Origin of the sequence: Rhodococcus sp. Chr-9, from assembly GCF_000801125.1 — a bacterium.
Lineage (GTDB): Bacteria > Actinomycetota > Actinomycetes > Mycobacteriales > Mycobacteriaceae > Rhodococcus > Rhodococcus pyridinivorans.
Genome location: NZ_JTIZ01000089.1, coordinates 280758 through 296193 on the forward strand (window position 1 = coordinate 280758; position 15436 = coordinate 296193).

Here is a 15436-nt window from a genome sequence, read left to right on the forward strand (position 1 = left end):
CCATGTCCGACGAACCCGAACCGGCCGATACCCCGTCGGCCGATTCCGGCCCCGCCACCGAACGCGGCCCCGGCCCCGTCCCCGCCACGCGGCCCGACTCCACCCAGCGCTCGTCGATCTGGTCCGGCTCGTCCTCCCAGCGTTCGTCCTCCCAACGTTCGTCGAACCGCCGCATCCGGCCGCGCGGAACCCAGCGTCGCCGCATCGCCGGCCTCGTCGACGTGCCGGTCCCCACCACGAAGGATCCGGTCGACGCCGTCCTCCGCGATCCTCACGTCTCCGAAGGCAAGAGGTTCTGCGCGAAGTGCGGACAACCGGTGGGACGCAGCACCCCGTCGGGGCCGGGTCCCACAGAAGGTGATTGCCCCCAGTGCGGAACACATTTCCAGTTCACTCCGGCCCTGCACCGCGGGGACCTCGTCGCCGGGCAGTACGAGGTGCAGGGTTGTCTCGCCCACGGCGGACTGGGATGGATCTACCTCGCGATCGACCGCAACGTGAGCGACCGCTGGGTAGTGCTGAAGGGCCTGCTGCAGAGTGGCGACGCCGAGGCCCAGGCGGTCGCGGTGGCCGAACGCCAGTTCCTGGCCGAGGTCAGCCATCCGAGCATCGTGCAGATCTACAACTTCGTCGAGCACCCCTCACCCGACGGCACCCCGATGGGATACATCGTCATGGAGTACCTGGGTGGTCACACCCTGCGTACCGTGCTCGACAACTATCCCCCACCGAACCGCATCCCCGTCGAGCAGGCCATCGCATACATGCTCGAAGTGCTACCGGCACTGCAGTATCTGCACGACATCGGACTGGTCTACAACGACCTCAAGCCCGAGAACATCATGGTCACCGACGAGCAGATCGAACTCATCGACCTCGGCGCCGTCTCCGCGATCGAGGGATACGGCTATCTGTACGGGACGCCGGGATACCAAGCACCCGAGATCGTCCGGACCGGGCCGACGGTCGCGAGCGACATCTACACGGTCGGACGCACACTCGCGGTGCTCACCCTCGACATGCCCTCGGACAAAGGCCGTTACCGCGACGGTCTGCCCACCCCCGAGCAGGCTCCCCTGCTCGACGAGTTCGACTCCTTCCACCGCCTGCTCCTGCGGGCCACGAACCCCGATCCGCAGCAGCGCTTCTCGTCCGCCGACGAATTGCACGGACAGCTCACCGGTGTGCTGCGCGAGATCCTGTCGAAGAAACTCGGCACCGAACACCCCGGACTGTCCCGGCTGTTCAGCCCGCCCCGCACGACCTTCGGCACCGACGAGGCACTCGTCCCCACCGACGTGTACGCCGACGGGATCGAGCGCGACCCCAAACTGCGGGGCCAGGATGTCGCGGCGGCACTGCCCGTCCCCCTGCTCGACCCCAACGATCCGAGTGCCGCGCTCCTCGCCGCCGCGGTGCACAGCGAACCGCAGCAGACCCTCGACTCGCTCCGGCACGCGCGCGAGAACGGGGTCGGGCGGGTCGTCGGAGCATCCGACGTGTCGTTCTCCAAGGAGATCACCCTCGCCGAGGTCCGCGCCCATCTCGATCTCGGGCAGGTCGACAGCGCGGTGGAGATCCTCACCCGCCTCGAGCGCGAGTTCGGCGACGACTGGCGCATGGACTGGTACGCCGGCATCGCCGAACTGCTGCAGGACGACTACGAGGCAGCGTTCACCCGGTTCGACAAGGTGCTGCACGCGCTTCCGGGTGAGATCGCCCCGAAGATCGCACTCGGGGCCACCGCCGAACTGACGCTGCAGCATTGGGAGAGCGACGACCCCGACGCGTGGCGACGCTTCTGCGAGCAGTCCTACCGGGTCGTGTGGCGCACCGATCACGCCGTCGTCAGCGCGGCCTTCGGGTTGGCACGCCAGCTCACCGCCCGCGACGAGATCCGCGCCGCCGTGGACGTGCTCGACGAGGTCCCCACGACCTCCCGGCACCACAGTGCCGCGACCATGACCGCCGCGCTGATCCTGTTACGAGGCGGTCGCGTCGAGGAGATCTCCGAGGCGGATCTGCGCGAGGCCGCGCACCGGATCGCGTCGCTGCCTCCCGACGAGGGTCGCGCCCTGCAGATGCGCGCACTGGTCCTCGGGACAGCGCTCGAATGGGTGCGCAGTGGACGGGCATCGAGTCGCGAGTACGACCGCATCCTCGACGTACCGTTCACCGAGAAGGGACTCCGCCTGGGCACCGAGGCGGCGCTGCGGCAATTGGCGCGCAACGCCCCTTCCCGCACACACCGCTACACCCTCGTCGACCTCGCGAACGCGATCCGGCCGCGCAGTTTGACCTGATCAGAAGTCAGCGCCGGGCGAACTGTACGGCCGCGCGGGCGATGGCGAGTTCCTCGTTCGTGGGGATCACGAGAACCTCCACCTGCGACGAGTCGGTCGAGATCCGGCGTTCCCCGTCGTCGTCGGCAGTGTTGCGCGCATCGTCGACGACGATGCCGAGCCGGTCGAGGCCGGAGAGGCTGTCGCGCCGGACGTCGACGTTGTTCTCCCCCACCCCACCGGTGAACACGACCGCGTCGACGCCGCCGAGCTCGAAGGTGTAGGCGCCCAAGTACTTCCGGATACGATGCACGTAGACTTCGTACGCGAGTCGCGCGTCCTCGTCGCCCTCGCCGACGAGCTTCAGCAGAGCCCGGAAGTCGTTGACACCCGACAGCCCCTTCAGGCCCGAATGCCGGTTGAGCAGGTCGTCGATGGCGTCGACCTTCAACCCGGCCGCCCGGTTGAGGTGCATGACGACACCCGGATCGATGTCGCCGCTGCGCGTGCCCATGACGAGACCCTCGAGCGGGGTCAGTCCCATCGAGGTGTCGATCGGGCTCCCACCTGCGACCGCCGACGCCGACGCACCGTTACCCAGATGGAGCACAACCAGATTCAGGTCCGCGATGTCGCGTCCGAGGAACTCCGCGGCACGCCCCGACACGTATTCGTGTGAAGTACCGTGGAATCCGTACCGCCGGATGTCGTGCTTGTGGGCGATGTCGCGGTCGATCGCATAGGTCGCCGCGTGCGGCGGAAGACCGTGGAAGAAGGCGGTGTCGAATACACCCACATGGGGGATGTCGGGCAGTTCCTCCCGCGCGACCTCCATTCCCACGACGTTCGCCGGATTGTGGAGGGGCGCAAGGATCGACAATTCGTCGACGGCGCGGACCACGTCGTCGTCGATCAGGGTCGGTTCGTAGAAGACCTTGCCGCCGTGCACGAGTCGGTGTCCGACGGCGACGATGCCCACCTCGTGCAGCGGACGGCCCAGCCCTTCGAGCATCTCCAGTACCGCACGCAGTCCGGTCCGGTGGTCGGCGATGGCGTCGTTGCGTTCGTCCGCCCCCGCCGTGTGGTGGAAGACGATCCGGCCCTCCGGTTCCCCGATCCGCTCGATCAGTCCGTGCGCCAGCGACTTTCCGCTCTCCGGTTCGATCAGCTGGAACTTGATCGACGACGATCCGGAGTTGAGGACCAGGACGGTGCCTGCGGTGACCGGGTTCGGGCTGCTCACGCGTCTTCCTCCTGCGCCTGGATCGCGGTGATGGCGATGGTGTTGACGATGTCCTGGATCAGGGCGCCCCGCGAGAGGTCGTTGACCGGCTTGTTCAGGCCTTGCAGGACGGGTCCGACGGCGACGGCACCGGCGCTGCGCTGCACGGCCTTGTAGGTGTTGTTGCCGGTGTTCAGGTCCGGGAAGATGAACACCGTGGCGCGTCCGGCGACGTCGGAGTCGGGCAGCTTCGCGCTCGCGACCGTCGGTTCGATCGCCGCGTCGTACTGGATCGGACCTTCCACCGGCAGGTCGGGTCGCCGCTCCCGGACCAACGTCGTGGCCGAGCGGACCTTGTCGACGTCGGCACCCGAACCGGATTCGCCGGTGGAGTACGACAGCATCGCGACCCTCGGGTCGATGCCGAACCGGGCGGCGGTCGCGGCGGACGAAATCGCGATGTCGGCGAGCTGGTCGGCGGTCGGGTCGGGGACGACGGCGCAGTCGCCGTACGCGAGGACACGGTCGGCGAGGCACATCAGGAAGATGCTCGACACCGTGGAGACGCCCGGTTCGGTCTTGATGATCTCGAGGGCGGGGCGGATCGTGTGGGCGGTGGTGTGGGCCGCGCCCGAAACCATGCCGTCGGCCAGTCCCAGGTGCACCATCATCGTGCCGAAATATGAGATGTCGCGCATGATCTCGCGTGCACGTTCGACGGTCATGCCCTTGTGGGCACGCAGCCGCGCGTACTCCTCCGCGAACCGGTCGGCGTGCTCGGAAGTGCGCGGGTCGAGGATCTGCGCCTGCGACAGGTCCACCCCGAGTTCCGACGCCCGCTGGCGGACGGCTGCCTCGTCGCCGAGGATCGTCAGCTTCGCGATGCCACGCTGGAGCACGCGTCCGGCGGCTCGAAGGATGCGGTCGTCCTCGCCCTCGGGTAACACGATGTGCCGCTGCTGGGCCCGCGCGCGGTCGATGAGCTGGTATTCGAACATCTGCGGGGTGGTCACGGACGGTCTCGGCAGTCGCAACCGGTCGAGCAGAGAACGGGAATCGACGTGTCGTTCCATGAGCGCGAGTGCCGTGTCGATCTTGCGCTGTGCGCCGAGGGCCATGCGGCCTCGGGTGCGGTCGGCAGCCGAGGCGGTGTCGAAGGTGCCGAGTTCGGTGGTGAGTATCGGCAGCGACGGCTTCAAGGCCGTGACGAGCTGCGCGATCATCGGGTGCGGCAGCAGGCCCCCGTTCATGATGATGCCGGCGAGCGTCGGGAATCCTTCGGCGGCATTGGCATTGACCAGCGCGAGGATGACGTCGGAGCGGTCGGCGGGAGCGATGACGACGACGCCGTCGGTGAGCCGCTCGAGAATCCGTTCGGCGGTCATGCCACCGACCATGATCCGCAGCGCTTCCCGCTGCAGCAGGTCGGGGTCACCGCTGTAGAGCTCGCCTCCGATCGCGGTCTGCAGCTCGGCCATCGTCGGCGCGACCAGTGCGGGCACCTCCGGGAGCGTCCACACCGGTTCGGTGCGGTCGCCGAGAGCCCGGGCGATCTCGTCGAGTGCATGGGGGTCGCAGCGGTTCACCACCACCGCGCCGAGATGCGCGTGCTGTCCCGCGAGCTCGTTCGCACACACACCGGCGAGCTGGGCGATCTCCGAGGGCGTGCGGCGGGAACCGCGCAGGACGAGCAGTACCGGGGCGTCGAGGTTCGCCGCGATGCGGGCGTTGTACGACAGTTCGCTCGGGTTGGCGATCTCGGTGTAGTCGCTGCCGACGATGACGACGGCGTCGCAGCGGTCCGCCACCGCGTGGTACTTGCCGACGATGTCGCTGAGCGCGGCGTCCGGGTCGTCGTGGACGTCGTCGTAGGTGACGCCGATGCAGTCCTCGTAGGCGAGGTCGACGGTGGTGTGTTCGAGCAACAGTTCGAGGATGTAGTCGATGTCGCTGTCGGAGCGCGCGATGGGACGGAAGACACCGACGCGGGCGGTGGACGCGCACAGCGTCTGCAGCACGCCCAGGGCGACCGTCGACTTCCCGGTGTCCCCTTCCGGAGCTGCGATGTAGATGCTCGAGACGGACCCTGCAGCAGCACTCATGGATTCCACCCTAACTGCAAACTTTGCTCCGTCCCGCGTACCCGCGCACATGCCCGGCCGGAGGTGTCCGGCCGGGCATGGGAGTCGCGGGATGTCAGGACTGGGTCTGCAGCACGCGCGGGGTGTCGGGCTGCTCGGTGCCGCTCCTACTCAGCGGAGAAGCGGCACCTTGCGGGTCGGACGTCAGGTGAGTGCGCGCAGGCGCGGGGCGAGGTCGCGCTCGAACAACTCCAGGAACCGCTTCTGATCATGACCCGGCGCATGGAACACCAGATGATTCAACCCCGCATCGACATACGCCCTGACCTGCTCGACCGCCTCGTCCGGATCCGACGCCACGATCCACCGCTTGGCGACCTGCTCGATCGGCAACGCATCCGCCGCCGCCTCCATCTCCATCGGATCATCGATCGAATGCTTCTGCTCCGGCGTGAGCGACAGCGGCGCCCAGAAGCGGGTGTTCTCCAACGCCTTGTCCGGATCGGTGTCGTACGAGATCTTGATCTCGATCATTCTGTCGATCTGCGCCACATCCCGCTCCGCCTTCTCCGCCCCCTCGGCGACGGCCGGCAACAGCTTGTCGGTGTAGAGCTCCATGCCCTTACCCGAGGTGCAGATGAACCCGTCCCCCGCGCGTCCGGCATAGCGAGCCACGACCGGACCGCCGGCGGCGACGTAGACCGGGATGCCGCCTTCGGGCACGTCGTNCGCATAACCGGTGGCGATCTCGTTGAGTGCTTCACCGGTGCCGACCCCGAGGAAGATCCGTCCCGGATACAGACACCCCATCGTCGCGAAGGCCTGCGCGATCACCGCCGGGTTGTACCGGAACGTCGGCGTGAGCACACTCGTGCCCAGCTGCAACCTTTCGGTGCGCTCGCCCACGGCGGTCATCCACGCCAACGAGAACGGCGCATGCCCACCGTTGTGCCGCCACGGCTGGAAATGATCCGACACCGTCGCCGAATCCATCCCGTGCGCCTCGGCCAACACACCCAACTCCACCAGCTCGCGCGGCCCGAACTGCTCTGCCGACGCCTTGTATCCCAACTTCAAACCCTGAGCCACAGATTCCTCCGACCGTTCGCGTTCCGATGTCCCCGAGTATGCCCACCGGACGCTCGTCGTCGGTCGAGACCGACGTTGTGTTCGAAATTCACCGAAAAATCGCACACAACACCGGTCTCGACAGGTCACCCGAGGGCACCGGCGCGGTACAACGCGCGTCGCACCCTTTCGACGAGGACTCGAGGTCGCCGATACAGCAGGTCGGCGCCGACACGCACCACGGTCCAACCGAGCTCCGACAGCAACGCATAGCGGTCGATGTCGATGGTCCGCTGTACTCGATCGGTCCAGTGCTGCGCACCGTCGTACTCGACGAGGACCCTCCACTGCTTCCAGCCCATGTCCGCACGTGCCACGAACCGCCCACCGTCGTAGATCTCGATCTGCGTCTCCGGCACGGGCAGACCGGATCGGACGATCAGCAGCCGCGTGTGCGTCTCCGGTGGTGACGCGGCACCTCCGTCGACGAGTTCGAGAACCTTCCGTACGGACGCGAGGTGCCGAGCGCCCTTGTTCCGAGCGGCCACCGCTTCGATCTCGTGGACCTTCGTTCCGGTCGCATTGCAGAGCGCGTCCACCATTTCGACGCACCGATCGAGGTCCGCACCGCGCGCGAGGTCGAAGGCCGTTCGGGCCGGTATCGTCACCGTCATTCCGTCGACGACGCAGGATTCGATGTCGTCGACGCTGCGAACGATGATGCCCGGCGTCGAGTGCAGTTTTCCGGGTCGCACCATCTCCGCCGGCAACGACGCGTCGAGCCAACGGGTCCCGTGCACGGCGGCTGCGGATGGTCCGGCCAGTACCCCGGCGCCTCCGGTCCACAACCAGGCGGCCTTCGCGCGTAGCAGCGCGGTCGCTTCGACTCCCGGAGCGACGTACACATTGCGATGAAGCTTCACGAAGTGGTGCCGAAGTTGATACCGCGTCACCGATCCGGCCGCCAGTGCATCGGTGCCGGCGAACGGTTCGTGGAAGTCGACCATGAGCGCGAGCGTGCCCGGTCTCCTGCGTTCCCGGTACCCCGAATCCGCCGTCTGTGGAGAACTTTCGACGTTATCCCCAGACGCGCCGAATCGAGACCGGTGTTGTTGTCGATTTCTCGCGAGTTATCGACAACAACACCGGTCTCGACGAACGATCACGCGGCGCGGACCCGCGCCAATCCCCATTCGCGGGCCAGCAGTTCGTAGGAACGCAGACGGTCCTCGTGGCCGTGGGTGACCGAGGTGACGACGAGTTCGTCGGCGTCCGTCACTCGGCGGAGGGTGTCGAGTCGCTCCGCCACCGTGCTCGGCGCCCCCACGAACTGGGTGACGATACGGTCGTCGACGAGGGCTCGCTCCTCGTCGGTCAGCGGCGGGGTGGTGTCCGGGTTCGGATACGGGATCGCGCCGTGACCCGAGCGGATGCTGTGCGTCCAGTGCCCGTAGGTCGACGCCAGTTCGCGTGCGGTGGCGTCGTCGTCGGCGACCACCGCGTCGGCCGAGACCACCACGTAGGGCTTCCTCAGGATCGGCGACGGACGGAACGCTGCCCGGTACGCCTCGACCGCTTCGACTGTCGTGCCCGGGTGGACGTGCTCACGGCGACGTCCTGTGGGCGGGAGCCATCGGAATGGGCCTTTCGGGAATGCGGGGTGTGGGAAAGCGAGGGTGCAGACGTGGGTCCCGGCGGTAGCACCCGCACCCGCGTACGGGGGGTTGCTGCGACGTCGTAGAGCCAGGTCTCTCGGTCGCTCTGGATGGTCGCGGCTCAAGCTACGGAGTGCGGCGCGGCGCGGACAGGCTTTCTCTCACCGTGGCGGAAATACCGTCCCTCGTCGAGACCGATGTCGATGTCGACGTGGTGCCCCGACATCGACGACAAGGCCGGTTTCGGTACGCCGTAGACTCGCCTCGGTGACCCCGCTCGAACTCTTCCTCGTCGCATTGGCCGGACTGGGCGCCGGAGCGATCAACTCCCTCGTCGGATCCGGCACTCTCATCACCTTCCCGACGCTCGTCGCGTTCGGTGTGCCCCCGGTGACCGCGACGATGTCCAACGCGATCGGCCTGGTCGCTGGAGGTGTGTCAGGCACCTGGGGGTATCGGCGCGAGCTGCGCGGGCAATGGGAGCGGCTGCGATGGCAGATCCCGGCGTCGTTCTGCGGGGCACTGGTAGGAGCGTGGCTCCTGCTCCACCTGCCTGAGACCGTCTTCGAGACGGTCGTACCCATCCTGCTCCTCCTGGCCCTTACCCTCGTCGTGTTCCAGCCGAAGATCCAGGCGTGGGTGGCCCGCAGAACCGGCGGCGACGCCGACGGCCACCTCGGACCGGTGCGGATGACACTGCTCGTCGTCGGCACTTTCGCCGTCGGCATCTACGGCGGCTATTTCACGGCGGCGCAGGGCATTCTGCTCATGGGTTTGTTCGGAGCGTTGCTGCACGACCACATCCAGCGACAGAACGCGGTGAAGAATCTGCTGTCGCTGGTGGTGAACGTCGTGGCCGCGTGCGCGTACATCCTGGTGGCGTTCGACCGGATCGACTGGACCGTGGCCGCACTGATCGCGGTGGGTTCTTTGATCGGTGGCTATCTCGGCTCGCACTACGGCCGACGCCTGTCGCCGGTCGCGCTGCGGGCGGTGATCGTCGTGGTGGGGCTGATCGGTCTTTACCGACTGCTCGCCTGACGCACCACTTTCCGGAATTCACCTCTGCCGGGGTTGTCCGCAGCGTTACGAGAAGAACAGGTATCAATCCGATTTCAGAGAAATGGGAATCCCCGCCACCACGAGAGTTGCCGACTCACTGGCCTCCGCGACCCGCGCATTGAGCCGGCCGAGCATGTCGCGGAACAATCGGCCCGAAGAGGTCGCGGGCACCACTCCGCTACCGACCTCGTTGCTCACGGCGACCACCGGCACCGCACACTTCCGCCACGCCGCGATCAACTCGTCCACATCGGAGTGGACAGGGTCGAGGTCGCCACCATCCCAGACACCGTGGATATCGAGCCGTGCCGTCAACCACGTTCCGAGACAATCGATCAGCAGCGGTTCCGTAGCGGTGCACAGCACCTCGGCGACATCGACCGTCTCCACCGTCGACCATGAACCGGGACGTCTTTCCCGGTGCAGTGCAACACGTTCCGCCCACTCCGCGTCACCCTCTCGTGTCCCGCCGGTGGCGACGTAGGTGACGGACGGGCAGGACGCGAGTAGTTCCTCGGCGTGCCGCGACTTGCCCGACCGCACTCCCCCGAGAACCAGCGTCCGATGCGGCACGACCGGAGTGCCTTCACCCACGTGGACCACCTCACCGTCACGACCGGGACGAGCATCCACCTGCTGCAGACGATTCCGCAGTTCGTCGATGGGCGGATTGTGGTGGCCCAGATGCACTGCGACCACCTCGGTGTTCTCGGTGACGGCACCGACACCGCGCAGACCATCCACCATCGCGCCGAACTCGGGCAGGCCGAGGTGACCCTCGGACAGTTCGGAACGGTCGCCGAAGGTTTCCTCGAGGAATACCGCGTCGAACCGGGCGTCGCGCACGGCCTCGAACCACTCGGCGAGCCACATCCCGGTGTCGCACGCCCACAGCAACCGCGACCCGCCGGGGCCCGACAGGTCGTACAGCACCGCGTCGCCGTCGCGGAAGACCTTGTGCCGTGCGGGAAGAACGCGCACCGAGTAGTCGCCGACGGTGAGCGAATCCCCCGGCTCGACCGGCACGAAACGCACCGGCGCGTCGGGAGCCACCCAGGGTCTACAGGTGTCGAGCGCGTCGGCGGGACCTATCACATCGAGTTCGACGCCGGCGGCCACCCACGACCGGAACAACAATGCCTGCGGGCCCAGATGATCTGCATGGGCGTGGGTCAGGAGGATATGCCGCACCTGCGCCAGCGACCTGCCGTGCCGCACGGCTGCGCGGGGCGCCTCCGGACCGCAGTCGAGCATCAGCACGTCGTCGACGAGTGCCGCGGTCTGCCCGCGGATCTCGCCGCGACGCGCGGCATCCGCGCAGGATGCACACGTGCAGAACGGGTTCGGCCACCCGTCCGCCGCGCCGGTTCCCAGGAGCACGACCTCCATCAGCGGTCCTTCGTGCTGTCGCGGAGCGGGAGGACGGCGCGACCCGCCGGGCGGTCGAGGATCTCGACGCGGGCGCCGTAGACCTGCGCGATGCGTTCGGCGGTGAGGACGTCGTCGGGCGCTCCGTCGGCGACGACGTGCCCGCGGTCGAGCAGTACGAGCCGTTCCCCGTATTGGGCGGCGGAGGTCAGGTCGTGCATCGCGGCGATGACGGTGAGGTCGCCTTCGGTGCGCATCGAATCGACGAGTTCGAGTACCTGCTGCTGGTGTCCGATGTCGAGTGCGCTGGTGGGTTCGTCGAGGAGCAGCACCCGCGGTTGCTGGGCGAGAGCGCGTGCGAGCACGACGCGCTGCAGCTCACCGCCGGACAGTTCGGTCGCGAGTCGCGGTGCGAACGCTTCGAGCTCGAGCCGTTCTACGATCCGGTCCACCACCTCGCGGTCGTGCGCGGTCTCGGATCCGAAGCGCGGGATGTGCGGGGTGCGGCCGAGATGGATCAGTTCCCTGACGGTGACACCTTCCGGCACCACGGGGCGTTGCGGCATCAGCGCGACCGCGCGTGCCATGTCCCGACGTCCGGCGCGCCCCGGCACGATGTCGGCGACCTGCAGGTGACCGGTGGCCGGCACGAGACCGGCGAGGACGTGCAGCAGGGTGGTCTTGCCCGACCCGTTGGGTCCGACCAGCGATAGCCAGGAGCCGGCGGTGACGTTCAGGTCGATCCCGTGCAGCACCTCGACGCCACCGCGTTCGGCGCTGAGCTGCCGGCACGACACCGTCATGGTCGGGGTGGTGAGAACATCGCTCTTCATCGGACACCTCGGCTCCGTCTGAGCACGACGAGGAAGAAGGGCGCCCCGATCGCCGCGGTGACGACACCGATCGGCAGTTCGGCGGGCGACATGACGGTGCGGGCCAGGACGTCCGCGAGGACGAGGAAGGACGCACCCACCAGCAGCGACAGCGGCAGCAGGAGACGGTGGCCGGGTCCGGCGAGCAGCCGGACCGCGTGGGGGACGACGATGCCGACGAACCCGATGAGACCGCTCGCCGAGACGACGGCCGCGGTTCCGAGGGTCGCGACGCAGACGAGCAGCAGCCGCACGCGCGCCGGGTTGATCCCGAGGCTCGCGGCTTCGACGTCGCCGACCGCCATGACATCGAGTGTGCGCCGATGCAGCGCGATGATCGCGACGGTGACCACGACGTACGGCAGGACCACGACGACGTCGGACCAACCGTCGGTGGACAGGCGGCCGAGCATCCACGAGTACACCTGCCGCAGGGTGTCGTCGTGCAGCTGCATGAAGAACGTCTGGATCGCGTTGGCGAAGGCCGCGACGGCGACACCGGCGAGGATGATGACGACTTCCGAGCGGCTGCCGCCGACGGTGCGGCCGAGCGAATACGTCGCGCCGACGGCGAGCAGGCCCCCGGCGAAGGCCGCGATCGGGACACCGGCGAACCCGGCCGCGCCGCCCACGACGATGGCGAGGGTGGCACCGAGACCGGCGCCGCTGGAGACCCCGAGCAGATAGGGATCGGCGAGCGGATTGCGGAAGACCCCTTGGTAGGCCGCACCGGCGATGGCCAGCATCGCACCGACCAGCATCCCGAGCACGACGCGCGGCATCCGGATGTTCCACAGGATCGCCTGCTGACGCGTGCTCAACCCGGAGTCGACGTCGACGAGCGGCAGGCGGTCGGCGATGTCGAGCAGCACCCCGCCCGGGGTGAGACCGGCGGGCCCGACGAGGATCCCGACCAGCATCGCGGCGAACAGGGCGAGCACGGCGCCGGTCAGCACGAGCACGTTGCGCGGCAGTACCCGCGCACCACCGGGTGGCAGTGCGCGGGTGTTGCCTCGCGACACGGAGATCAAGGCGTGGGCTGGGCCGCGGGGGTGGTGCCGACGATCCGGGCGACCTCACGCATCAGGTCCACGACGCGCGGCCCCCAGCGACTGGCGATGTCCTCGTCGAGGACGTAGACCTGGCCGTCCCGGACAGCGGTGAGCTCGCCCCATCCGGCACGTTCCGCGACGACCTCGGGCGTGACGCCGCAGCACTGGCCGTCGGCCAGGAAGATCACGTCGGGGTTCTGTTCGAGGACGTACTCGGCGGACAGCTGCGGGTAGCCGTCGCCGCCGGTCGCGATCGAGGTCAGCCCCAGCATCGAGTAGATCTCGCCGATGTAGGTGTCGTCGGTGACGGTGTAGAAGGTGTTGTCGAGCTCGTGGTAGTAGGTCAGCGGGGTCTCCCGTTCGGGGAGGCCGGCGAGAATCTCGTCGATGTCCGTCTTCATCTGCGCCACGAGTTCGGCGGCGTCGCCGACGTGTCCGGTGACGGCTCCCAGCTGCTCGATCTGGGCGTAGGTGTCGTCCAGGTTCTCGGCCGCGGGAAGGATCAGCGTCTCGACACCGGCCTGTTCGAGTCCCGCAACGAGATCGGCGGTATCGGCGTTGGCGACGACCAGGTCGGGTTCGTAACCGAGGATCGCCTCGACGTTGGGGGTGTACCCCGACAGATCGGTGACGGGCGCGTCGGCCGGATAATCGGATCGGTCGTCGACCGCGACCACCTGGTCGCCGGCACCGACGGCGTAGAGCATCTCCGTGCTGGTGGGGCTCAGCGACACGATGGCCTGCGGGACGTCCGCGGAGGTGGTGTCGGTGTCACCGGACGGTGACGAATCGTCGCTGCTCGAGCACCCTGCGGCGAGGAGCGCGAAAGCGGTCAGTCCGGCGGCGAGCAGCCGTCGGTGGTTGTCGAGTGGCACAGCCATCCTCCGTTGTTCGGAGGACGAAAACAGCACGGCTGCAACAGGCGGTTGCGGCACGCCACCGTCCTTCGTCCGAGGACCAGTACGTACGGACCCTCCGCGCCGGCCGACCTGGCTCACCCCGTATCGGGACTTACAGTTGCGGGACAGCGCCGGAATCTCACCGGCTTCACCGAAAACGCAGCGGGTGCCCTACCGGATCGGCAGGACACCCGCAGCGTAGCTCACGGCGTCCCAGGTCAGGACAGCGCCTGCTGGAGATCCTCGAGCAGATCCTCGGGATCCTCGAGGCCCACGGACAGTCGCACCACGCCGTCGGACAAACCGATCGCGGCCCGGCCCTCCGGTCCCATCGCCCGGTGGGTGGTGGTCGCCGGGTGGGTGATGAGCGACTTGGAGTCGCCGAGATTGTTCGAGATGTCGACGATGCGCAGCTTGTTCAGCAGCTCGAAGGCACGCTTCTTGCCCTCGCCCTCGGGGGCGTCGAGCTCCAACGTGATGATCGTGCCACCGCCACTCATCTGCGACTTCGCGAGTTCGTACTGCGGGTGCGACTCGAGATACGGGTACTTGACCCAGCGCACCGCATCCTGCGACTCGAGGAACTGCGCGATGCGCAGCGCCGAATCGACCGAGGCGCGCAACCGCACCGGCATGGTCTCGAGGCCCTTGAGCAGCGTCCACGCGTTGAACGGGCTCAGCGACGGCCCGGTGTGGCGGATGAGCTTCTGCACCGGCCCGTCGATGTAGTCGGCGGGTCCGAGGATCGCTCCGCCGAGCACGCGGCCCTGACCGTCGATGTGTTTGGTGCCGGAGTAGACGACGATGTCGGCACCGAGATCGAGGCTGCGCTGCAGCAGCGGGGTGGCGAAGACGTTGTCCAGCACCACCTTCGCGCCCGCCGCATGTGCCATCTCGGAGACGCGACGCACGTCGACGAGGGTCTGCATGGGGTTCGAGGGGGTCTCGAAGAAGACCGCGGTGGTGGGCACCGACAGTGCCTTCTCCCACTGGTCGAGATCCTCGCCGTCGACGAACACCGTCTCCACGCCCCAGCGGGGCAGAATCTCGTTGCACACGACGAAGCACGAACCGAAGAGGCTGCGTGCCGCGACGAGACGGTCGCCCTTGCCGAGCAACGCGGCGAGCGCGGTGAACACCGCGGACATGCCTGACGCGGTGGCGTACGCCCCCTCGGCACCGTCGAGCAGGCGCAGGCGCTCCTCGAACATCTTCACCGTGGGGTTGCCGTAGCGGGAGTAGACGAAATGGTCGACGTCGCCGGTGAAAGCGGCCTCGGCGGCCTCGGCCGACTCGTAGACGAACCCGGAGTTGAGGTAAAGGGCCTCGGAGGTCTCCTCGAAACCGGATCGGAGGGTGCCGCCGCGCACGCCGAGCGTGGCGGGGCGAACGGTGGCGGGCAGCGCCTTGTCGAACGCGCCGCCCTGGGGGATGGAACTCACGACTGCCTCCACGGCAGGCCCGCGGCCCGCCAGCCCTCGGCACCGCGATGGCTTTCGCCGTCGAGAGCGCCTTCGAATCCTTCGAGAACGTTGTAGGCGGGGGTCAGGCCCGCAGCGGTGGCGGCCGTGGCCGCTCCGATGGAGCGCTGCCCCGAGCGACACAGGAAGATCACCGGTCCGCTGCCGATACCCGCTGCCCTCAGATCCTCGACGAAGTTCGGGTTGGGGGCGCCGTCGGGGTAACGAACCCACTCGATGAACACGGTCCGGCGACCGAGCGACGAGGTCTCGGGGACCCCGACGTATTTCCACTCGGCTTCGGTACGCACATCGACGAGCACGGCATCCGGATCACCTTGCAGCAGGTCCCATGCCTGCTGCGGCGTTATATCACCTGCGTAGCTCACCGGGACATATTTTCACAGGTCGGACT

General features: G+C 67.9%; 12 protein-coding genes, 2 pseudogenes and 1 riboswitch. Of the genes and pseudogenes, 2 read left to right on the plus strand and 12 right to left on the minus strand.

The features are described 5' to 3' along the window. The first annotated feature begins 2 nt into the window (after positions 1–2). Positions 3–2303 carry a serine/threonine-protein kinase gene (locus QR64_RS13335; protein WP_082937664.1) on the plus strand — a complete coding sequence of 767 codons (2301 nt, stop codon included), beginning with the start codon at positions 3–5 and terminating at the stop codon, positions 2301–2303. Positions 2304–2310: 7 nt separating this feature from the next. Here QR64_RS13335 and QR64_RS13340 read toward each other — a convergent pair whose 3' ends face one another. The 6 genes and pseudogenes from QR64_RS13340 to QR64_RS13360 all read right to left on the minus strand — a co-directional run. Further along, positions 2311–3525, minus strand: coding sequence for an acetate/propionate family kinase (locus QR64_RS13340; RefSeq protein WP_039585487.1), 1215 nt, complete (start codon positions 3523–3525; stop codon positions 2311–2313). Continuing rightward, positions 3522–5606, minus strand: coding sequence for a phosphate acetyltransferase (pta, locus tag QR64_RS13345; RefSeq protein WP_039585489.1), 2085 nt, complete (start codon positions 5604–5606; stop codon positions 3522–3524). Before pta ends, QR64_RS13340 begins: the two co-directional genes overlap by 4 nt. Positions 5607–5789: 183 nt before the next feature. After that, positions 5790–6313 (minus strand): LLM class flavin-dependent oxidoreductase (locus tag QR64_RS27850; RefSeq protein ID WP_235367123.1); only part of this gene is annotated, 524 nt, incomplete at its 5' end. Position 6314: 1 nt separating this feature from the next. After that, positions 6315–6674, minus strand: a pseudogene (locus tag QR64_RS27855) (LLM class flavin-dependent oxidoreductase); the annotation flags it as partial. A gap of 125 nt (positions 6675–6799) precedes the next feature. Beyond that, positions 6800–7660 carry a DUF559 domain-containing protein gene (locus QR64_RS13355; RefSeq protein WP_039585493.1) on the minus strand — a complete coding sequence of 287 codons (861 nt, stop codon included), beginning with the start codon at positions 7658–7660 and terminating at the stop codon, positions 6800–6802. A gap of 155 nt (positions 7661–7815) precedes the next feature. Further along, positions 7816–8256, minus strand: a pseudogene (locus QR64_RS13360) (LLM class flavin-dependent oxidoreductase); the annotation flags it as partial. 319 nt (positions 8257–8575) lie between these two features. Here QR64_RS13360 and QR64_RS13365 point away from each other — a divergent pair. Next, on the plus strand, positions 8576–9349 hold the full coding sequence (locus QR64_RS13365) for a sulfite exporter TauE/SafE family protein (protein WP_006552923.1): 774 nt from the start codon (positions 8576–8578) through the stop codon (positions 9347–9349). Positions 9350–9412: 63 nt separating this feature from the next. Here QR64_RS13365 and QR64_RS13370 read toward each other — a convergent pair whose 3' ends face one another. The 6 genes from QR64_RS13370 to QR64_RS13395 form a co-directional block, all read right to left on the minus strand. Then, positions 9413–10759, minus strand: coding sequence for a bifunctional adenosylcobinamide kinase/adenosylcobinamide-phosphate guanylyltransferase (locus QR64_RS13370; RefSeq protein WP_006552924.1), 1347 nt, complete (start codon positions 10757–10759; stop codon positions 9413–9415). Beyond that, positions 10759–11571 carry an ABC transporter ATP-binding protein gene (locus QR64_RS13375; protein ID WP_006552925.1) on the minus strand — a complete coding sequence of 271 codons (813 nt, stop codon included), beginning with the start codon at positions 11569–11571 and terminating at the stop codon, positions 10759–10761. The genes QR64_RS13370 and QR64_RS13375 overlap by 1 nt, the downstream gene beginning before the upstream one ends. After that, the gene (locus QR64_RS13380; protein WP_235367142.1) at positions 11568–12530 is read right to left on the minus strand and encodes a FecCD family ABC transporter permease; all 963 of its coding nucleotides are present in this window, start codon (positions 12528–12530) and stop codon (positions 11568–11570) included. Before QR64_RS13380 ends, QR64_RS13375 begins: the two co-directional genes overlap by 4 nt. Positions 12531–12637: 107 nt before the next feature. Further along, positions 12638–13543 (minus strand): ABC transporter substrate-binding protein, encoded by a 906-nt coding sequence (locus QR64_RS13385; protein WP_200886502.1) that lies wholly within the window; start codon positions 13541–13543, stop codon positions 12638–12640. Between the two features lie 87 nt (positions 13544–13630). Further along, positions 13631–13760: riboswitch (cobalamin riboswitch) on the minus strand. Between the two features lie 19 nt (positions 13761–13779). Then, entirely contained in the window at positions 13780–15003 is a 1224-nt protein-coding gene (locus tag QR64_RS13390) for an O-succinylhomoserine sulfhydrylase (protein WP_006552928.1), read from the minus strand. Further along, complete coding sequence (locus QR64_RS13395) at positions 15000–15410, minus strand: rhodanese-like domain-containing protein (protein WP_039585495.1); 411 nt, start codon at positions 15408–15410, stop codon at positions 15000–15002. Before QR64_RS13395 ends, QR64_RS13390 begins: the two co-directional genes overlap by 4 nt. Positions 15411–15436 lie beyond the last annotated feature (26 nt).